Annotated in this window: 18 protein-coding genes; 12 read left to right on the top strand and 6 right to left on the bottom strand. The window is 64.8% G+C overall.

Annotated elements, in window-relative coordinates; all coding sequences use genetic code 11:
- The first annotated feature begins 15 nt into the window (after window positions 1-15).
- Window positions 16-1,659, top strand: coding sequence for a CTP synthase (locus tag OEZ60_RS06525; protein ID WP_263334369.1), 1,644 nt, complete (start codon window positions 16-18; stop codon window positions 1,657-1,659).
- A 154-nt stretch (window positions 1,660-1,813) separates the two neighbouring features.
- Here OEZ60_RS06525 and OEZ60_RS06520 read toward each other — a convergent pair whose 3' ends face one another.
- Window positions 1,814-2,956: a sugar-transfer associated ATP-grasp domain-containing protein gene (locus tag OEZ60_RS06520; protein WP_263334367.1), complete on the bottom strand. Its 1,143-nt coding sequence runs from the start codon at window positions 2,954-2,956 to the stop codon at window positions 1,814-1,816.
- Between the two features lie 188 nt (window positions 2,957-3,144).
- Entirely contained in the window at window positions 3,145-3,372 is a 228-nt protein-coding gene (locus OEZ60_RS06515) for a hypothetical protein (RefSeq protein WP_263334365.1), read from the bottom strand.
- A 496-nt stretch (window positions 3,373-3,868) separates the two neighbouring features.
- Between OEZ60_RS06515 and OEZ60_RS06510 the strand changes: the two genes are divergently transcribed.
- From OEZ60_RS06510 to OEZ60_RS06465, 10 genes are all read left to right on the top strand, one after another.
- Window positions 3,869-4,312, top strand: a complete 444-nt coding sequence (locus OEZ60_RS06510) for a tellurite resistance TerB family protein (RefSeq protein ID WP_263334364.1) — start codon at window positions 3,869-3,871, stop codon at window positions 4,310-4,312.
- On the top strand, window positions 4,309-5,076 hold the full coding sequence (locus tag OEZ60_RS06505; RefSeq protein ID WP_263334362.1) for a phosphate/phosphite/phosphonate ABC transporter substrate-binding protein: 768 nt from the start codon (window positions 4,309-4,311) through the stop codon (window positions 5,074-5,076). The genes OEZ60_RS06510 and OEZ60_RS06505 overlap by 4 nt, the downstream gene beginning before the upstream one ends.
- A gap of 93 nt (window positions 5,077-5,169) precedes the next feature.
- A complete protein-coding gene (locus OEZ60_RS06500) occupies window positions 5,170-5,949 on the top strand; it encodes an ABC transporter ATP-binding protein (RefSeq protein ID WP_317852823.1) in 780 nt (259 codons plus the stop codon).
- A gap of 43 nt (window positions 5,950-5,992) precedes the next feature.
- Window positions 5,993-6,712 (top strand): transporter substrate-binding domain-containing protein, encoded by a 720-nt coding sequence (locus tag OEZ60_RS06495; RefSeq protein ID WP_263334360.1) that lies wholly within the window; start codon window positions 5,993-5,995, stop codon window positions 6,710-6,712.
- A 42-nt stretch (window positions 6,713-6,754) separates the two neighbouring features.
- Window positions 6,755-7,639, top strand: coding sequence for an ABC transporter permease (locus OEZ60_RS06490; RefSeq protein ID WP_263334358.1), 885 nt, complete (start codon window positions 6,755-6,757; stop codon window positions 7,637-7,639).
- A complete protein-coding gene (locus OEZ60_RS06485) occupies window positions 7,636-8,442 on the top strand; it encodes an ABC transporter permease (protein ID WP_263334356.1) in 807 nt (268 codons plus the stop codon). The genes OEZ60_RS06490 and OEZ60_RS06485 overlap by 4 nt, the downstream gene beginning before the upstream one ends.
- A 198-nt stretch (window positions 8,443-8,640) precedes the next feature.
- Window positions 8,641-9,975, top strand: coding sequence for a glutamine synthetase family protein (locus OEZ60_RS06480; protein ID WP_263334354.1), 1,335 nt, complete (start codon window positions 8,641-8,643; stop codon window positions 9,973-9,975).
- A 74-nt stretch (window positions 9,976-10,049) separates the two neighbouring features.
- Entirely contained in the window at window positions 10,050-10,742 is a 693-nt protein-coding gene (locus OEZ60_RS06475; protein WP_263334353.1) for a type 1 glutamine amidotransferase, read from the top strand.
- A gap of 3 nt (window positions 10,743-10,745) precedes the next feature.
- Window positions 10,746-12,104 carry a glutamine synthetase family protein gene (locus OEZ60_RS06470; protein ID WP_263334352.1) on the top strand — a complete coding sequence of 453 codons (1,359 nt, stop codon included), beginning with the start codon at window positions 10,746-10,748 and terminating at the stop codon, window positions 12,102-12,104.
- A 107-nt stretch (window positions 12,105-12,211) separates the two neighbouring features.
- Entirely contained in the window at window positions 12,212-13,414 is a 1,203-nt protein-coding gene (locus tag OEZ60_RS06465; RefSeq protein WP_263334350.1) for a DegT/DnrJ/EryC1/StrS family aminotransferase, read from the top strand.
- A gap of 51 nt (window positions 13,415-13,465) precedes the next feature.
- On the opposite strand, the gene phaR is transcribed toward OEZ60_RS06465, so the two are convergent.
- The 3 genes from phaR to OEZ60_RS06450 all read right to left on the bottom strand — a co-directional run bounded on the left by phaR (window position 13,466) and on the right by OEZ60_RS06450 (window position 16,567).
- Entirely contained in the window at window positions 13,466-14,029 is a 564-nt protein-coding gene (gene phaR, locus OEZ60_RS06460; protein ID WP_263334348.1) for a polyhydroxyalkanoate synthesis repressor PhaR, read from the bottom strand.
- 169 nt (window positions 14,030-14,198) lie between these two features.
- Complete coding sequence (locus tag OEZ60_RS06455) at window positions 14,199-14,654, bottom strand: phasin family protein (RefSeq protein WP_263334346.1); 456 nt, start codon at window positions 14,652-14,654, stop codon at window positions 14,199-14,201.
- Between the two features lie 119 nt (window positions 14,655-14,773).
- Window positions 14,774-16,567 (bottom strand): PHA/PHB synthase family protein, encoded by a 1,794-nt coding sequence (locus OEZ60_RS06450; RefSeq protein WP_263334344.1) that lies wholly within the window; start codon window positions 16,565-16,567, stop codon window positions 14,774-14,776.
- A gap of 99 nt (window positions 16,568-16,666) precedes the next feature.
- Here OEZ60_RS06450 and phaZ point away from each other — a divergent pair, with 99 nt between their 5' ends.
- Window positions 16,667-17,944, top strand: a complete 1,278-nt coding sequence (gene phaZ / locus OEZ60_RS06445; RefSeq protein ID WP_263334343.1) for a polyhydroxyalkanoate depolymerase — start codon at window positions 16,667-16,669, stop codon at window positions 17,942-17,944.
- 15 nt (window positions 17,945-17,959) lie between these two features.
- Here phaZ and OEZ60_RS06440 read toward each other — a convergent pair whose 3' ends face one another.
- On the bottom strand, window positions 17,960-18,721 hold the full coding sequence (locus OEZ60_RS06440) for an alpha/beta hydrolase (RefSeq protein WP_263334340.1): 762 nt from the start codon (window positions 18,719-18,721) through the stop codon (window positions 17,960-17,962).
- Window positions 18,722-18,853 lie beyond the last annotated feature (132 nt).

Raw genomic sequence — 18,853 nt, 5'->3', positions numbered from 1 at the left:
GGGAGATTCCGCAGCATGGCGCGTTATGTATTCATCACCGGCGGTGTGGTCTCCTCGCTCGGCAAGGGACTGGCCTCGGCGGCGCTCGGCGCGCTCCTGCAGGCCCGCGGCTATTCGGTGCGGCTGCGGAAGCTCGACCCCTATCTCAACGTCGACCCCGGCACGATGTCGCCCTTCGAGCATGGCGAGGTCTTCGTCACCGACGACGGCGCCGAGACCGACCTCGACCTCGGCCATTACGAGCGGTTCACCGGGGTCCATGCCCGCAAGACCGATTCCATCTCCTCGGGTCGGATCTATTCCAACGTGCTGGAGAAGGAGCGCCGCGGCGACTACCTCGGCAAGACCATCCAGGTGATCCCCCACGTCACCAACGAAATCAAGGAGTTCCTCCATATCGGCGAGGACGAGGTCGATTTCATGCTCTGCGAGATCGGCGGCACCGTGGGCGACATCGAGGGCCTGCCCTTCTTCGAGGCGATCCGCCAGTTCATCCACGAGCGGCCCCGCGGCCAGTCGATCCTGATGCACCTGACGCTCCTGCCCTATCTCGCGGCCTCCGGCGAGTTGAAGACCAAGCCGACCCAGCACTCGGTCAAGGAGCTCCAGTCGATCGGCCTCGCGCCCGACGTGCTCGTCTGCCGCTCCGAACACCCGATCCCGGAGAAGGAGCGCGCCAAGATCGCGCTCTTCTGCAACGTCCGTCCCGAGGCGGTGATCCCCGCCTACGATCTCAAGACGATCTACGAGGCGCCTCTGGCCTATCACCGCGAGGGGCTCGACCAGGCGGTGCTCGACGCCTTCGGCATCGCGCCTGCGCCGCGGCCCAACCTCGGGCGCTGGGAAGACGTGATGGACCGGCTGACCAATGCCGAGGGCGAGGTCCGCGTCGCCATCGTCGGCAAGTACACCCAACTCGAGGACGCCTACAAATCCATCGCCGAGGCGCTGACCCACGGCGGCATGGCCAACCGGGTGCGCGTGAAGTCCGAATGGATCGACGCCGAGATCTTCGAGCGCGAGGACCCCGCGCCCTGGCTTGAGCGCTTCCACGCGATCCTCGTCCCCGGCGGCTTCGGCGAGCGCGGAACCGAGGGCAAGATCAAGGCCGCCCAGTTCGCGCGGGAAAAGAAAATCCCCTATCTCGGCATCTGCCTCGGCATGCAGATGGCGGTGATCGAGGCGGCGCGGAACAAGGCGGGCCTCACCCGCGCGGGCTCCGAGGAATTCGACCACGAGAAGGGCGAGAAGCGGTTCGAGCCGGTCGTCTACCACCTCAAGGAATGGGTGCAGGGCAACCACATGGTCGCCCGCAAGGTCGATGACGACAAGGGCGGCACGATGCGGCTCGGCGCCTATACCGCCAATCTCAAGGAAGGCTCGAAGGTCGCCCATGTCTACGGCGCCGCGACGATCGAGGAGCGCCACCGCCACCGCTACGAGGTGGACGTGAAGTACCGCGAGAAGCTCGAGGCCTGCGGGCTGATCTTCTCGGGCATGAGCCCGGACGGCAAGCTCCCCGAGATCGTCGAGTGGCAGGACCATCCCTGGTTCATCGGCGTCCAGTTCCACCCCGAGCTGAAGTCGAAACCCTTCGCCCCGCACCCCCTCTTCGCCGATTTCGTGCGGGCGGCGAAAGAGGTCGAGCGGCTGGTGTGACGGGGCGGCGGGCCAGAACGATCCGCCCGGAGGCGGATCGTTGCATGATCACCGATGGTCGCGACAACTCCCGCCGTCGCGAGGGCCCTTGGATCCTCAGAGCGGGCCGTGAAACCTTTTTGCTGGACAGGATCAATCCCTTCCGGTCGGGTGATCAGCTCTTGCCCCAAAAAAAGCCGCGCTTCTTTTTCGCGTCGAACGTCACGCCGCAGCTTTCAAAGAAATCGCGAACTTCTCGGGTCAGCATCCCTCGACCGCTGGCATATTGCGGAAGGTCGAATCCACCGCCGTAGTTCAGTTCAACGATGACGGGCCCATCTTCGGTGATCGCAATATCGGTGGACTGATAGCGGATCGGAGAAAAGATACGGGCAGCGCGTTCGTTGACTTCGCGCAGCTTGGACCAGAAAGGCAACTCCAAGCCCATCAACCCCGGATTGTCCGGATGATCGTCGAGAAATTCCATTTCAACTCCACGCCGTGCCACGGTGCGAATACGGCCCGTCTCGACGTCAATTTCGCAGGCAAGATTACCCGGACGCCAGAACGCGTCGGCAATATTATTCCCTTGTGGCAGTTTTATAACCGCGATCGGACACAGAACGCCTGAGTCCGTAACCATATTGACCATCCGGACGGTTCCAAGGGCCGAGGCGTAAGCAGACAGTCGCGAATGGTTCCGGAGCTCACGCTGGATGATGTAGGCGTTGCCTCCCACGAATTCCGAGAGAAACTGTTCGTGGCTCATCGGCGGGTGGCCAGCGCACACAATCTGGTTCGCATCACATCTTTCGATACGGAAGGCGCCGAAGCTCACCATGCCATCCACAATCTTGCAGAATAGCGGCTCATCCAGATTGTCTCGCAACACGTTGCTTAGAGTTTCGACAGAGTCGATCTTGCGCAACGCGGGATAAATCCTCGGCGATCTGTCAAGGACGGCAATCGTTTCCGGAGTCGGCACACCGCCAGCGTTTAGCAGTGTCGCTGCCACAACCTTGTCTTCTGCTGCACCAACCCAACTGTTTTTGTTGCATCTGTGGACAATCGGCCAATGCAGGTCATTCGAAATGAACTGATCGCGTTCCTCCAACGTAAATCGATTTATATCATATAGTCCGTTGCGCACATACTCGACCATGTTGAGGCGGCTGTGCGACCTCGCCATGCGTCCGAACTCGCGTTGAATCTGCAGGGGGGACCGACCCGATTTCCTTGCCGAGTAAATAAGAAGATCCTTGTAAGTGCTGTCGCGCGCGGAAACATAGCTCGCGTGGTCAGACTCTGCGACGTTCATATCAAGCCCCTTATGTGAACGTGGAAATGGTCCTGAATCGGATACAGCTTTGCACGGCAGGATGGCCAAATGGGGGCAGTTGGCAAGTGGCCTTCAGAATGCCCCTGTGTCTCACCGGCCGTCCGCTCGTCCTTCCGGGGACTTCCGGAGCCATCGACTTCTTCTTTGGGCCTTCCACCTCGGCCTGCTCAGGCCTGGCCCCTGCCGCGAGGAATCGCCGTGCCGGTCAGCCGCCCCAGGGCTGCGCGAATGCGCCAGATCCCTTCGACGGCGTGGTCGAGGCCGAGGATCAAAAGGCAGAGCGGGCAGATCACGACGCGCGCCAGGACGCTCCGGCGGCGGATCTCGACAGGGGCGCAGAGCGCCATCCGAGACGGAAAGATGTTGGGTGCGACGATGTCACGCGCCGGTGCCATTGGCAGACCTCCTGCGCTGACCGGGAGACCGTTCCGGCGCGACGGGGCGCGCTGCATGACCCATCGGGTCAAAGAGACCTTCTGCCTCAACCATCTGCGGGGCTCATTCCAATAGATGCGGAAGGGGAAACGCGGCCACCGTCTACGGTCGACATGCCCTGGGGGCGTACAGGGCCGACTGTGCCCTGATGGTGTCACTGGCAGCGCCCCGTCGCAAGCGACAAGATGCCGCCATGGCTTGTTTTCGACAAAAATCTTCAACTTTGACGTGTTCGTCGCCCCAACGCCGGACCGAAACGTTGACGTAACGGCAACCAGACGCGCGGATCGGCCGGATTCGGGGATCATTTCGCGGCGCCAGCATCCCGCCACCCATGCCGATTCGACCCAATCGGGACCGACCGCGGTGCATGTCCGGCCCGAACAGGCGACCGACGCCTGCCCGACGCGTGCCATACACTTTGCAGACGCCGGATTTTCCGCCTATATGGCCTCCATGTTCGGACGCCTTCTTTCCTCGCTGCTCGGCCCTGAGCCCGAGCCCCTGCCCGCCCCCGAGGCGCGGCTGGCGCTTGCCGCGCTCCTGGTGCGGCTCGCCCGCGCCGACGAGTCCTACACCGACCCCGAGCGCGCCCGCATCGACCGTGTCCTCGCGACCCGCTATGACGTCTCGCCCTTCGAGGCCGCCAGGCTCCGCGCCGAGGCCGAGGTGCTGGAATCCGAGGCGCCCGACACCGTCCGCTTCACCCGCGCGCTGAAGGACGCCGTGCCGCACGAGGACCGGATGAGCCTGATGGAGGCGCTCTGGTCGGTGGCGCTCGCCGACGACGACCGCGACCCGCGCGAGGATGCGATGATCCGGGTCACCGCCGATCTGCTCGGCATCAATGACCGCGACCGCGCCATCGCCCGCCAAACTGTTGAGAAAAAACGGAAATGATCGCCAGCCTCGCGATGTACGACTGGCCGCATGTCGCGGCCGAACACGACCGCCTGTGGCAACTGGTCCGCGCAGCCCTGGCCGAGGAGGGCATCGAGGCCCCCGCGGGCCTGACCCGCAACGGCAGCCTCTGGACGATCTGGGAAAGCCCCGCGCTGGTGCTCGGCCAGACCTGCGGCATGCCCTACCGGACCCGGCTCCACGGCCATGTCGCGCTGGTCGCGACGCTCGACTACGCGCTGCCCGACGCGCCGCCCGGCTACTACTATTCGGAATTCATCACCCGCGCCGACGAGCCGGGCGACGTCATTGATTTCATTGACAGAACGCTCGCCTTCAACGGTCAGGACAGCCAATCGGGCTGGGCCGCGCCGCAAAACCACGTCGCGCCCCTCGGGCTGAAGTTCAGCCACACCCGCCACACCGGCGCCCATCGCGACAGTGCCCGCGCGGTCGCCGAGGGCCGTGCCGACATCGCCGCGATCGACGCCGTCACCTGGCGGCTGATCCAGGCGCACATGCCGAAACTCGCCGCGAAACTGCGCGTCATCACCCATACCGCGCCGACCCCCGGCCTGCCGCTGATCACCGCGAAGGGCCGCGACGCCGCCACCGTCGCCCGCGCGGTCGCCGCCGCGCTCGCCGCACTTGCCCCCGAAGACCGCGCCGCCCTCGGGCTGGCCGGCCTCGCGGCGATCCCGCCGGAGGCCTATCTCGCGGTCCCCACCCCCGCCCCGCCATCGCAAGATGTGCCGGTCAACTGAGCGTTTCGCCGGAATTTTCCCGTCCGCCCGGACAAAAAGCGCATTGTAAAGCGGCGAATTATCCGCCCTACTCTGCGCCGGGGAGAATGCAACGTGACAGAAAAAGACATTCCGGTCATCGAAATCCGTGACCTGCACAAGGCTTATGGCCAGCTTGAAGTCCTGAAAGGCGTCTCGCTCAAGGCGATGCGCGGCGGGGTCGTCTCGCTCATCGGCTCGTCCGGCTCGGGCAAATCGACGCTCCTGCGCTGCTGCAACCTGCTGGAGGACAGCCAGCAGGGCGAGGTGATCTTCAAGGGCGAAGAGGTCAAGTGGCGCGGCGAGGGGCTCGGCCGCCATCCGGCCGACCGGGCGCAGGTGATCCGCATCCGCACCAACCTGTCGATGGTGTTCCAGCAGTTCAACCTCTGGTCCCACATGACGATCCTGCAGAATGTCATGGAGGCGCCGCTGACGGTGCTGAAGCGGGACAGGGCCGAGGTCGAGGCCTCGGCGCGCAAGTATCTCGACAAGGTCGGCATCGGCGACAAGTGCGACGCCTATCCCGCGCAGCTCTCGGGCGGCCAGCAGCAGCGCGCCGCCATCGCGCGCGGGCTCTGCATGGAGCCGACCGCGCTTCTCTTCGACGAGCCGACCTCGGCGCTCGACCCCGAGTTGCAGCAGGAAGTGGTGAAGGTGATCAAGGCGCTCGCCGAGGAACACCGCACCATGATCATCGTCACCCACGACATGCGGCTCGCCGCCGATGTGTCGGACCACGTCGTCTTCCTGCACCAGGGTCGGATCGAGGAGGAAGGTCCGCCGGCCGAGCTCTTCGGCAATCCGAAAACCGAACGCCTGCAACAGTTCCTGAGCGCGACCGTTGCGGCCTGACATTCAAAGCAGCTCGAACCAAAGCAAGACCGGGAGTTACCTTATGAAGAAGCTTGTCCTTTCCGCCGCCGTTCTGGCGCTGACCGCAGGGCTCGCCACGGCCCAGACTGTGCGCATGGGCACCGAGGGCGCCTATCCTCCGTACAACTTCATCAATGATGCCGGCGAGGTGGACGGGTTCGAGCGCGAGGTCGGCGACGAACTCTGCGCGCGGGCCGAGCTGACCTGCGAATGGGTCACCAACGACTGGGATTCGATCATCCCCAACCTCGTCTCGGGCAACTACGACACGATCATCGCCGGCATGTCGATCACCGCCGAACGTGACGCGGTCATCGACTTCACCCAAAACTACTTCCCGCCGGCGGCCTCGGCCTATGTCGGGCTCTCTGCGGATGCCGACCTGTCCGGCGTGATCGCGGCGCAGGCGGCGACACTGCAGGCGAGCCATGTCGCCGAAACCGGCGCCACGCTCCTCGAATTCCCGAGCCCGGACGAGACCATCGCCGCGGTCCGCAACGGCGAGGCCGACGCGGTTCTGGCCGACAAGGATTTCCTCGCGCCGATCGTCGCGGAATCGGGCGGCGAGCTGGCCTTCGTCGGCGATGACATCCAGCTCGGCGACGGCATCGGCATCGGCGTGCGCGAATCCGACGCCGAGCTCAAGGGCAAACTCGACGCGGCGATCCAGTCGATGAAGGACGACGGCACGCTGAACGAGATGATCAAGAAGTGGTTCGGCGAAGAATCGCTGGTCTTCTGATGCGAGAGGGCGGGGCGTCCGAGCCCCGCCCGTCCTGATCCCATGTTCAATTCCTGCACCGATCCGAGCGCGCTCGAAGGCCTCAGCTGGCTTCTCTGCTACCTGACCACGGGCAAACACCTGTCGATGTACTGGGCCGTCGGCACGGTCCTGCTGCTTCTGGCCATCACCGCCCCCGTGGCATTGATCTTCGGCTTCGGCGGCGCCTCGGCAGCGCGCAGCCGCTTCCTGCCGCTCCGCTGGTTCGGCAAGGCCTATATCTCGGTGGTGCGCGGAGTTCCGGACATCGCCTTCTTCATGTTCTTCGTCATCGCGCTCGACCAGGCGTTCGAGCTGGTGCGCCACAAGATCAAGTGCCCCGGCTGGGATCAGGATATCTGGCAGGGCAACGATTTCGTGGTCTGCACCGCGGCGAAGCTGCCCCTGGGCACAGCGCCGCAATGGGTGCACGAGACCTACGGCTTCTTCCTCGCCGTCCTGACCTTCTCGATCGTCTTCGGGGCCTTCGCCGCGAACGTGCTCTACGGCGCGATGCAGGCGGTGCCGCGGGCGCAGATCGAGACCGCCGAGGCCTACGGGATGACGCACCGCCAGAGCTTCTGGCGCATCATGGTGCCGCAGATGTGGGTCTACGCGCTGCCCGGCCTCTCGAATCTCTGGATGGTGCTGATCAAGGCGACGCCGCTGCTGTTCCTCCTTGGCGTCGAGGACATCGTCTACTGGGCGCGCGAGCTCGGCGGGTCGAAGACGACGCAGTTCACCGACTATCCCCATCCCGACTGGCGGATGTGGTACTTCCTCGCGCTCCTCATCTTTTATCTCGGCTTCACGCGGGTGTCCGAGGTGGCGCTCGACAAGATCATGAAGCGCCTCACCAAGGGTCAGGCGACGATGGGCGGCGAAGCACAACGAAAGGCGGCGGCATGAGTTGCTGGGAAACGATCGCCGATTACGGCCTCAGAAGCCTCGGCCATGGCGAGCGGCTCCTGCCGCGGTCCGACTTCACGCTCTGCCAGCAGTTCACGCTGATCGGCTCGGGCATGATCTGGAACATCTACTTCGGCACGCTGGCGCTTCTGTCGGGCTTCGTGCTGGCGACCGCGGTCGCGCTCGGCAAGAGCGCGCGCAATCCCCTGATCCGAAAGCCCGCGGAGTGGTTCGTCTTCGTGTTCCGCGGCTCGCCCCTCTTCATCCAGTTCTTCTTCGCCTACTTCCTGTTCCTGAGCCTCAAATCCTCCTACCCGGTGCTGGCGCCCCTGACGGCCGCGGCACTCGGGGCGCTGGTCGTCCTTTTCCTCAACACCGCCGCCTATTCGGCCGAGATCTTCTACGGCGCGCTGCAGTCGATCCCGAAGGGCGACATCGAGGCCGCCGACGCCTATGGCATGTCGGGCTGGCCGCGCTTCCGACGGGTGATCTGGCCGACGATGCTGCGACTCGGCTGGCCGGCCTATACGAACGAGGCGATCTTTCTCTTCCACGCCACGACGCTGGTGTTCTTCTCGGGCTTCCCGACCCTGAAGCAGAAGGGCGACGCGCTCTATTACGCGAGCTATTTCGCCGACAAGACCTTCAACCCGTTCATCCCCTACCCGATCCTCGCCTTCTACTTCATTCTGCTCACGCTCACGGTGATCTGGCTCTTCGGGCGGGTGAATGCCCGGCTCAACCGGCACCTGCCGCAGGAGACCCGCAGCAGAATTCGCTTGCGTCCACAGCTGATCCGGTAGTATCACATATTTGATCAAATTATTCGGGCGTACTGAACGCCTGATTCCGGGAACTTGTCGGCGCATGCCGCGCCACCCGCAAAATTTGATCACAAACAGCGAAGGCCCAAGGGCATGGGCCGATGCTGCCTGCCGGATCGTTCAAGATCCGGCCCGAGGCGGTTTCGGAACGCGCGCCAGGCCAATCAGGTGCGGAAGATGAAGAACTGGCTCAGAAAACACCCCGAGGTGCGCACGATTCGTGTGGCGGCCGCGGATCTCAACGGACAGCCGCGCGGCAAGCGCGTCCCGGTCCGCTTCGCCGACACGGTCGTCGAGAACGGCACGCGCTACCCGATGTCGGTCCTGAATCTCGACATCTGGGGCGAGGACATCGAGGACAGCCCGCTGGTGTTCGACTCCGGCGATGTCGACGGCGTGCTGAAACCAACCGAGCGCGGCTTCATGCCGATGCCCTGGCTCGACAGCCCCTCGGCGATCCTGCCGATCTGGATGTTCCGCGAGAGCGGACGCCCCTACGAGGGCGACCCGCGCCACGCGCTGTCCCGCATCGTCAAGCGCTACAAGGCGCTGGGGCTCACGCCGGTCTGCGCGATGGAGCTTGAGTTCTTCCTGATCGACGATTCCGGCAAGACGCTCCAGGTGCCGCCGAGCCCCCGCTCCGGAAAGCGCCGCAAGGCGGCCGAGATCATGTCGATCCGCGCGCTCGACATGTTCGACACCTTCTTCACCGATCTCTACGACGCCTGCGAGGCGATGGACATTCCGGCCGATACCGCGATCTCGGAATCCGGGCTCGGCCAGTTCGAGATCAACCTGATGCATTGCGACGACGCCCTGCGCGCCGCCGACGATGCCTGGCTGTTCAAGATGCTCCTCAAGGGCATGGCCCGCCACCACGGCTTCGCCGCGAGTTTCATGGCGAAGCCCTATCCGGAGTATTCCGGCAACGGGCTCCACACCCATTTCTCGGTGATCGACAAGGACGGCGAGAACGTCTTCGACAACGGCGGGCCGGAAGGCACCGACATGATGAAGCATGCCGTCGCCGGCTGCCTCGCCGCGATGCGCGACTGCACGCTTCTCTTCGCGCCGCATTCCAACAGCTACGACCGCCTGATCCCCGAGGCCCATGCCCCGAACGGCGTCTGCTGGGCCTACGAGAACCGCACCTCGGCGATCCGCATCCCCTCGGGCAATCCCAAGGCGCGGCGGATCGAGCACCGGGTCGCGGGCGGCGACGTGAACCCCTACCTGATGCTCGCCGGCATCCTTGGGGCGGCGCTCGTCGGCATCGAGGAAAAGATGACCCCGCCGGCGCCGATCACCGGCAATGCCTACGCGCTCGAACTGCCGCTTCTCTGCGAGAGCTGGGAGGAGGCGATCGACACGTTCGAGCAGAGCGAGATCGTGGCGAAGATCTTCCCCAAGGAGCTCATCCGCAACCTCGTGATGACCAAGCGGCAGGAGCTGCGCTACATGGCAGAACTGACGCCCGAGGAGAAGACCGAGATCTACCTCGACACCGTCTGACCCGGCTTCCGCGCCGCTTGCAAAGGCGGGCGGCGCGGCGCACCCTTCCCTGACGTTCCGACCGAGAGACACCCATGCGTATCGGCATCCTCCAGACCGGCCAGGCCCCAGATGTCCTGAAGGACAGGATGGGCGACTATCCCGACATGTTCGTCCGGCTTCTGGCGGGACGCGGGCTCGACTTCACCTCGTACCATGTCGAGGGGATGGAGTTTCCCGAGAGCGTCCATGACTGCGACGGCTGGCTCATCACCGGCTCGCGCCACGGCGCCTACGAGGACCATCCGTTCATCAAGCCGCTGGAAGAGTTCATCCGCAAGGCCTATGCCGAACGGGTGCCCGTCGTCGGCATCTGCTTCGGCCACCAGATCATCGCCCAGGCGATGGGCGGCCGCGTGGAGAAGTTCAAGGGCGGCTGGTCGGTCGGCCCGACCGACTACGACTTCGGGGGCGAGACGGTGACGCTCAACGCCTGGCACCAGGACCAGGTCGTCGAGAAGCCGGCCGCGGCCGAGACCGTGGGCTCCAGCCCCTTTTGCGAACATGCCGCGCTCCTCTATGACGACCGCGCCTATACCGTTCAGGCCCATCCCGAATACGGCGATGCGTTCATCGACGGGCTGATGACGTATCGCGGGAAGGGCCTCGTGCCCGACGCGCTGATGGAGGCGGCGCGCGCCCGATTCGACGGCGCCAATTCCTCCGCCGCGATCGCCGACCGGATCGCGGACTTCTTCAAGCAGAACCGAAATAAAGCGACAGTGTGATTCATGTCCGACTGGACCCAGAAGCTTCCCGAAGCCGCCCAGGAATACATCGCCGGCCGCCGGCTGGACGAGGTTGAGTGCCTCGTCTCCGACCTCGCGGGCGTGGCCAAGGGCAAGGCGATGCCGGCCTCTAAATTCGGCAAACAGAAGTATTTCCACCTGCCGAACTCGATCTTCGCGCAGACCATCACCGGCGACTATGCCGACATGCCGGACGAGAGCGAGTTCACCGAACCCGACATGATCCTGACGCCGGACTTCTCGACCGCGACCGCTGTGCCCTGGACCGCCGACATCACCATCCAGGTGATCCACGACGTCAACGACCAGCAGGGCAACCCGGTGCCGATGGCACCCAGGAACGTGCTTAAGCGCGTGGTGAAGCTCTTCAACGATCAGGACTGGAAGCCGATCGTCGCGCCCGAGATGGAGTTTTTCCTCGTCGCGCGCAACGTCGACCCGAACATGCCGGTGATCCCGCCGATGGGCCGCTCCGGCCGGCGCGCCGCCGCCAAGCAGGCCTATTCGATGTCGGCCGTCGATGAATACGGCAAGGTCATCGACGATATCTACGACTTCGCCGAGGCCCAGGGCTTCGAGATCGACGGCATCGTCCAGGAAGGTGGCGCTGGTCAGGTCGAGCTCAACCTCTCCCACGGCGATCCGATCGACCTCGCCGACGAGGTATTCTTCTTCAAGCGGCTGCTGCGCGAGGCGGCGCTGCGCCACGACTGCTTCGCGACCTTCATGGCCAAGCCGATCGAGGGCGAGCCGGGCAGCGCCATGCACATCCATTCGTCCGTCGTCGATCACAAGACCGGCAAGAGCATCTTCTCCGACGCCAAGGGCGGCGAGACCGAGGCCTTCCTGCACTTCATCGCTGGCATGCAGAACTACCTGCCCGCGGTGGTGGCGCTGATGGCGCCCTATGTAAACTCCTACCGCCGCTACGTCCCGGACTTCGCGGCGCCGATCAACCTCGAATGGGGCCGCGACAACCGCACCACCGGGCTCCGGGTGCCGATCTCGGAACCCGCCGCGCGGCGGATCGAGAACCGCCTGCCGGGGATGGACTGCAACCCCTATCTCGGCATCGCCGCGACGCTGGTCTGCGGCTATCTCGGGCTGACGGAGAAGAAGCTGCCGCGGCCCGAGGTCACCGGCAACGCCTATATCGACTCCGACGAGCTGCCGACCAATCTCGGCGACGCGCTCGACCTCTTCTCCGACTGCGCGCCCCTGCGCGAGGTGCTGACGCCGGAGTTCTGCGACATCTACGAGGCGGTCAAGCGCAACGAGTACAAGGAGTTCCTGCAGGTCATCAGCCCCTGGGAGCGCGAGTACCTGCTGCTCAACGTCTGACCGCCGCGATCGGCGATTTTTTGCAGGCCGCCCCCGGGCGGCCTGTGGTCTTTTCCACATCGGACAGATATGGATTTTTGAAACCGGCGATTTCAAAAAGGTGAACCATGTCCACCGCCACCCTGGCACCCCAGCCGACCCGGACCCCCGACGTCCACCAGGCCGAACCGATCCCCGAGGCCGCGCGGGCCGAGATCGAGCGGCTGCTCGCGAGTGGCGACCTCTTCCGCTACACCGCGCCCGAAGGCGCGCCGGTGGCGCTCCTCGAAGCCGAGTTCGCCGCCCATATGGGGGTGCGCTACGCGCTCGCGGTCTCCTCCTGCTCGGCGGCACTCTTCCTCGCGCTGAAGGCGCTCGACCTGCCGCGCGGCGCGCGCGTCGTGATCCCCGCCTTCACCTTCGCCGCGGTGCCCTCCGCCGTCGTCCATGCCGACTGCGAGCCGGTCCTCGTCGAGGTCGGCCGCGACCTCCGCATCGACCTCGACGATTTCCGCGCCAAGCTCGACGGCGCCGACGCGGTGCTCATCAGCCACATGCGCGGCCATACTTCCGACATGGACGCGATCATGATCGAGGCCGAGGCTCGCGGCCTGCCGGTGGTGGAGGATGCCGCCCATTCGCTCGGCACGCTCTGGGCGGGCCGCAAGATCGGCACGATTGGCCGGATCGGCTGCTTCTCGTTCCAGTCCTACAAGCTCGTCAATGCCGGCGAGGGCGGCATGTTGATCACCGACGACCCCGAGCTTGCCGCCCGAGCGGTGATCATGTCGGGCGCCTACGAGCACAACTGGAAGAAACACCCCGGCCTGCAGACCGGTTTCATGCGCTGGCAGAACCGGCTGCCCTTGTACAACATGCGGATGCAGAACCTCTCGGCCGCCGTGATCCGGCCGCAGATCCCCGAGATCGCCGCCCGCGTCGCCGCCGGCCGCGCCAATCACGACCACGTCGCGGAGCGCCTCAACGCCTCGCCCTGGATCGCGGTGCCGCCCGCCCTGCCCCAGGAGGAACGCGCCCCGGATTCGCTGCAGTTCAACCTGAACGGCTTCGCCACCGACGACGAGGCGCGCGCCTTCCAGGACGCCGCCCTGCGCCGCGGCGTCTCGGTCCAGGTCTTCGGGCTCTCGAAGGACAATGCCCGCGCCTTCTGGAACTGGCAGTTCCTCGGCACGCCGCCCGACCTGCCGAAGACCCGCGCGATGCTGATGCGGGCCTGCGACGTGCGCCTGCCGACGCGGCTCACCCGCGCCGAGCTCGACGTGATCGCCGACGGCCTGCTCGCTGCGGTCGACGAGATCAGACGCGCCTGATCCTTCTTCATTGCCAAAATACCCCCGCCGGAGGCCTCCTCCGGCGCGGCGTCAGAGCCTGGAGAGCTTCGACTGCAGCTCGGCAAGCTGCTTCTTGATCGCCTCGAGGTCTTCCTCGTCCTTGCCCTTCGCCTTGCCCTTCGGCTTCTCCTCGGCCTCGGATTCCCTCGCAGGCGCCAAGCCGCCCATCATCGAGCGCAGGAAGGCCTGCTGCTGGCGCTGCAATGCCTCGAAGCCCGGCATCGACGACATCGGGTTGGGGAAGGTCGAGAGGTTTTCCAGCATCTTCGACTGGCCCTCGCGCAGCATCTCGAAGGAGGCGGCGAGAAACTGCGGCACCACGCTCTGCGCACTCGTCGTGTAGCTGCGGACGAGATCGGTCAGCACGTCGATCGGCAGCACGCTCTCGCCGCGGCTCTCGTGCTCAGCGATGATCTGCAGGAGATACTGCCGGGTCAGGTCGTCGCCCGACTTCAGGTCGACGATCTGCACTTCGCGCCCGTCGCGGATGAAGGCGGCGATATCCTCAAGCGTGACGTAGTCGCTCGTTTCCGTGTTGTAGAGCCGCCGGCTGGCATAGCGTTTGATCAGCAGCGGCTTGGCGTCTTCGGCCATCGGCCATCCTCCCGGGATCGTCTTTTTTTGGCGTTGCAGCGAGATTAAGCCGCGCGGCAGAAAAGACAACAAAAAGAACGAAAAAAGAAAAGGGCGGGCACGAGGCCCGCCCAGTTTCGGTCTCACCGACAGGGAGGAGTAAGGAGACCGTTAATCTCGCACTCGCTACTTACTTCGAGGTCGCGGCTGCCGCGGCCTTCTTCGCGGCGGTCGTGACTTCCGCCTGGGCTTTCTTCACCGCGGCGGTCGCGTCCTCGGAGAAGTCCTTGCCGGCGGCGAGCATCAGCTCGACGGTTTCCATCTGGGCCTTCTTCGCGACTTCGGCGAAGGCGGCGAGGTTTTCGGCGGCCATCTCGGCAGCGGCCGACGCGAAGTCGGTCATCGCTTTGGAGTAATCGGTCGGCTCGTCCTTGACCTTGGCGAGGGCGCCGAACTTGGCGATCGTGTCCTTGGTCCACTTCGAGGAAATCTCGTTCGACTTCTCGGCGGCTTCGAGAGCGACTTTCGCCACTTTCTCACCGAGAACGGCCGAGGTCTTGAACGTGTCCTGGAACGCTTTCGCGTCGAAGGGAACGGAGGAAGCCATGTCCTGCATGACTTTGGTGAAGTCCTGGGTCTTCTGCATCTGTGTATCTCCTGGCAAGGGCGTCAGCCCGTTCTGCGTATGCAAGGAAGATACGTTCTGCACCGCAGCATTTCAAGGTTTTTCGCTGCAGTGCAGAAAAAAGTTTTTCCGCTTCTATTTCAGATACTTGGAACTTCAGCCACATAATTTCCCGGCGCCGGAGCCAACACCGGATGCGCCGAATCGCCCAGAGCGCGCGCCGGAACCTTCGTGCCGGCCCGCGCCCGCAGCCACTCTTCCCAACGCGGCCACCAGCTGCCCTTGTGGAAGGTTGCCGACTTCAGCCACTCGTCGGCGGTCGTCATCTCGGCCTCGTTGGTGTAATGGCCGTACTTGTCCTTACCGGGCGGATTGATGATCCCCGCGATATGGCCCGATTGCGACACCACGAAGGTCTTGTCCTTCGACCCGTACTGCCGGACGCCGTTGAACGACCCCTTCCACGGCGCGATATGGTCGGCCTCGCAGGCCACCGCGAAGAGCGGGATCGTGACGTCCGTGAGCCCGATCGTCTCGCCGCAGATCCTGATCTTCCCGTCGGCGAGATGGTTGGCCTGGCAGATCCAGCGCAGGTACTCGACCGCCATCTTTGCCGGCAGGTTGGTGCCGTCGCCGTTCCAGAACAGAAGATCGAAGGCGGGCGGCGCTTCGCCCATCATGTAGTTGCGGATCGCCGGTGCATAAACGAGGTCGTTCGAGCGCAGGAACGAGAAGGTCCGCGCCATGAAATACTTGTCGAGATAACCGTCCTTTGCGACCTGCCCCTCGATGCCGTCGATGAAATCGTCGTCTAGGAAGACCGAGACCTCGCCGGGATCGGAGAAATCGGTGAGCGTCGTGAAGAAGGTCGCCGACTTCACCGACGTGTCGCCGCGCTTGGTGAGCACCGCCTGGGTCATGGTCAGCGTGGTGCCGGCGATGCAGTAGCCGACCGCGTTGACCTGTTTCTCGCCGGTGATCTTCTTGGCCTCCTCGATCGCGGCGATGAAGCCCTCCTCCACATACTGGTCTAGCCCGACATCGGCATAGCTCTTGTCGGGGTTCTTCCAGCTCACGACGAAGAGCGTGTAGCCCTGATCGACGATATACTTGATCAGCGAGTTCGAGGGCTTGAGGTCCATGATGTAGAACTTGTTGATCCAGGGCGGGAAGATCACCACCGGCGTCGCGTGGACATCTTCGGTCGTCGCCTTGTACTGGATGAGCTCCATCATGCGGTTGCGATACACCACCGCGCCCTCGGTCGCGGCGACGTTCTCGCCAAGCGTGAAGGCGTCCGGATCGGCGAGCCGGACCAGGAGGTCGCCCTTGTTCGCCTCGATGTCGCGGACAAGGTTCTCGAGCCCCTTCACGAGGCTCTCGCCCTCGGTCTCCACCGCGCGTTCGAGCGCATCGGGATTGGTGCCGAGGAAGTTCGTCGGCGCCATCATGTCCATCATCTGATGCGCGAAATGCTCGACACGCTTGCGCTCGTGCGGCTCAAGGTCGTCGATATTCGCCAGCGCCTGCTCCATCGCCGCGACGTTGCGGAAATACTGCTGCTTGACGAAGTTGAAATAGGGATGGGTCTTCCAGAGCGGGTTGGAAAAGCGCCGGTCGGTCGGGCCGGCATCCTCGGGCGCGGTGAACTTGCCTGTGGCGAGCGCCTGCTGCGCGTCGATATAATGCTTCAGCGTCTTGCCCCAGAGTGCGGCCTGCTGCTCGATCAGCTTGCCGGGGTTTTCCAGCGCCTCTTTCCAGTAGGCGGTGACGGCATGGGCGAAAAGCGTGTGACCGGGCGCCTCGACCGCCGGATTGGGCATCCGCTTCTGTGCCATCGCCTGGATGAGGCGCTGCGTCAGTTCCTCGACCCGTGCCAGATTTGCACTGAGTTTTTCAAGATTTTCAGGGGCGGCCTCAAGTTCAGTTGTCATGTCAACCTTTCCTCCCTACTCTGTTGCACTGCAGCATAGCGTTGCTGCGCGCGCAGGAAAAGCGGCGTTATCGCCAGAGCGACCGGGACAGGAGATGCGATGAAGGGAATGTTTTCTTACGACCTGATGGAAAGCACCAGGAACACCAACGAGTGGTTGGGTGCCTCGGCCCGGGCAATGTCCTCCTACCCGATCTGGGGGCTCGTGCCGCATCCGATGTTCAAGGTGCTCTCCGCCTGGGGCCGCGTCACCGAACGCAGCTTCGCGCGCATGGTAATCAAGCCCGACTGGGGCATCCGCACCGTGGTCGGCAGCGACGGCCGCGACCATCTGGTGGATGTCGAGACCGTGGTCTCGCGCCCCTTCGGTGACCTCATCCACTTCAAGGTCATGGGCCGCGATCCGATGCCGCGCCGGGTGCTCCTGGTAGCGCCGATGTCCGGCCATTATGCGACCCTCCTGCGCTCCACCGTGCTCAGCCTCCTGCCCGATTGCGACGTCTACGTTACCGACTGGATCAACGCGCGTGACATTCCGGTCTCCGCCGGCAAGTTCGACATCGAGGACTACACCCTCTATCTCGTTGAATTCATGCGCCATCTCGGCCCCGACATCCATGTCGTCGCGGTCTGCCAGCCGGCTCCGATCACGCTCGCCGCGACCGCCTACCTCGCCGAGGCCGAGCCTAAGGCGCAGCCCCGCACGCTCACGCTGATCGGCGGCCCGATCGACCCCGACGCCGCCCCGACCGAGGTCACCGACTTCGGCCGCCGCCTGACGATGGGTCAGCTCGAACACTTGGCGATCCAGCGCGTCGGCTTCAAATATGCCGGCGCCGGGCGGCTGGTCTACCCGGGCCTGCTGCAACTCGCCTCCTTCATCTCGATGAATCTCGACCGCCACACCAAGGCCTTCTCCGACCAGATCCTGCGCGCCGCCAAGGGCGAGGCGAAGGAGCGCGACGCCCACAACCGCTTCTACGACGAGTACCTCTCGGTCATGGACATGACGGCGGAGTTCTACCTCTCCACGGTCGAGCGCGTCTTCAAGAAACGGGAGATCGCCCAGAACATCTTCACGGTCGCCGGTCAGCGCGTCGACATCGGCCGAATCACCGATGTCGCGGTCCACACGATCGAGGGCGAGGAGGACGACATCTCCGCCCCCGGCCAGTGCCGCGCGGCGCTCGACCTCTGCACCGGCCTGCCCGATTCGAAGAAAGCCTTCCATGTCGAGCCCGGCGCCGGCCATTACGGCATCTTCGCCGGCAAGTCCTGGCGCAACAACATCCGGCCGCTGGTGCTCGACTTCTTCGACGAGAATTCCGGCCTGCCGAACCGTCGCCGCACCGGCAAGCCGGAGATCCGCGCGGTCTGAGCCTTCCGGCGGCGCCTAGCCGGCGCCGCCCTCCAGCCGCGCGAGCACCTTCACGACCGACAGCTCGATCAGCTTCAGGCAGTCGGGAGTCGAGAACCGGTGGTCAGCGCCCTTCACCACGATGAGCCGGATATCCGGGCCCATCACATGCTCGATGAGCCGCACCGCCACCGCCAAAGGCACGTCGGCATCCTCCGTGCCCTGCAGCATCCGCACCGGGAACGGCAGGTCGAGCGGGCGCCGCAGCACCAGCCGGCCGCGCCCCTCCTCGATCAGCCGCCGCGTGATGATGTAGGGCTCGTCGGAATAGTCCGACGGCAGCGCGACCCGGCCCGCCTCCATCAGCTCCCGCCGCTGATCCTCGCTGAAGGCGCCCCACATCCCGTCCTCGGTGAAGTCCGGCGCCGCCGCGATCGTCACGAGGCCGGCGACCTTCTCCGGCATCTCCCGCGCCATCAGAAGCGCGATCCAGCCCCCCATCGACGAGCCGACCAGCACCTGCGGCCCCTCGGTCAGTGCGGTGATCGCCGCACGCGCGTCCTCGAACCAGTCGCCGATCGCGCCGTCGAGAAACTCGCCCGACGACTGCCCGTGCCCGGAATAGTCGAGCCGGAGAAACGCCCGTCCCGCCGCCTTCGCCCAAGCCTCGAGCGCCAGCGCCTTGGTGCCCTCCTTGTCGGACTTGAACCCGCCGAGGAACACCACCCCCGGCGTCCTGCCCCCGATCCGGTCATAGGCGATCCGCCGCCCCTCCGGTGTCGTCAGAAACTCGCTCATGAACACCCCCACATTCTTCATTGTCCCAAATACCCCCGGGGGTCCGGGGGTGGAACCCCCGGCCGTTGACTTCCGCGCCCCGATTGGGAATAGAGACGCCACATAACCCGCAACCGGGCGTTCCGTGGGCGC

This window comes from Albidovulum salinarum (assembly GCF_025673475.1).
GTDB classification, from domain to species: Bacteria; Pseudomonadota; Alphaproteobacteria; order Rhodobacterales; family Rhodobacteraceae; genus Albidovulum; species Albidovulum salinarum.
This window is presented reverse-complemented; position numbering and strand designations above follow the sequence as displayed.

Excerpts from the sequence above, each read along its gene's own strand:
- OEZ60_RS06525 (WP_263334369.1), top strand. The coding sequence starts at position 16 with ATGGCGCGTTATGTATTCATCACCGGCGGTGTGGTCTCCTCGCTCGGC.
- OEZ60_RS06520 (WP_263334367.1), bottom strand. The coding sequence starts at position 2,956 with ATGAACGTCGCAGAGTCTGACCACGCGAGCTATGTTTCCGCGCGCGAC.
- OEZ60_RS06515 (WP_263334365.1), bottom strand. The coding sequence starts at position 3,372 with ATGGCACCGGCGCGTGACATCGTCGCACCCAACATCTTTCCGTCTCGG.
- OEZ60_RS06510 (WP_263334364.1), top strand. The coding sequence starts at position 3,869 with ATGTTCGGACGCCTTCTTTCCTCGCTGCTCGGCCCTGAGCCCGAGCCC.
- OEZ60_RS06505 (WP_263334362.1), top strand. The coding sequence starts at position 4,309 with ATGATCGCCAGCCTCGCGATGTACGACTGGCCGCATGTCGCGGCCGAA.
- OEZ60_RS06495 (WP_263334360.1), top strand. The coding sequence starts at position 5,993 with ATGAAGAAGCTTGTCCTTTCCGCCGCCGTTCTGGCGCTGACCGCAGGG.
- OEZ60_RS06490 (WP_263334358.1), top strand. The coding sequence starts at position 6,755 with ATGTTCAATTCCTGCACCGATCCGAGCGCGCTCGAAGGCCTCAGCTGG.
- OEZ60_RS06485 (WP_263334356.1), top strand. The coding sequence starts at position 7,636 with ATGAGTTGCTGGGAAACGATCGCCGATTACGGCCTCAGAAGCCTCGGC.
- OEZ60_RS06480 (WP_263334354.1), top strand. The coding sequence starts at position 8,641 with ATGAAGAACTGGCTCAGAAAACACCCCGAGGTGCGCACGATTCGTGTG.
- OEZ60_RS06475 (WP_263334353.1), top strand. The coding sequence starts at position 10,050 with ATGCGTATCGGCATCCTCCAGACCGGCCAGGCCCCAGATGTCCTGAAG.
- OEZ60_RS06470 (WP_263334352.1), top strand. The coding sequence starts at position 10,746 with ATGTCCGACTGGACCCAGAAGCTTCCCGAAGCCGCCCAGGAATACATC.
- OEZ60_RS06465 (WP_263334350.1), top strand. The coding sequence starts at position 12,212 with ATGTCCACCGCCACCCTGGCACCCCAGCCGACCCGGACCCCCGACGTC.
- phaR (WP_263334348.1), bottom strand. The coding sequence starts at position 14,029 with ATGGCCGAAGACGCCAAGCCGCTGCTGATCAAACGCTATGCCAGCCGG.
- OEZ60_RS06455 (WP_263334346.1), bottom strand. The coding sequence starts at position 14,654 with ATGCAGAAGACCCAGGACTTCACCAAAGTCATGCAGGACATGGCTTCC.
- OEZ60_RS06450 (WP_263334344.1), bottom strand. The coding sequence starts at position 16,567 with ATGACAACTGAACTTGAGGCCGCCCCTGAAAATCTTGAAAAACTCAGT.
- phaZ (WP_263334343.1), top strand. The coding sequence starts at position 16,667 with ATGAAGGGAATGTTTTCTTACGACCTGATGGAAAGCACCAGGAACACC.
- OEZ60_RS06440 (WP_263334340.1), bottom strand. The coding sequence starts at position 18,721 with ATGAGCGAGTTTCTGACGACACCGGAGGGGCGGCGGATCGCCTATGAC.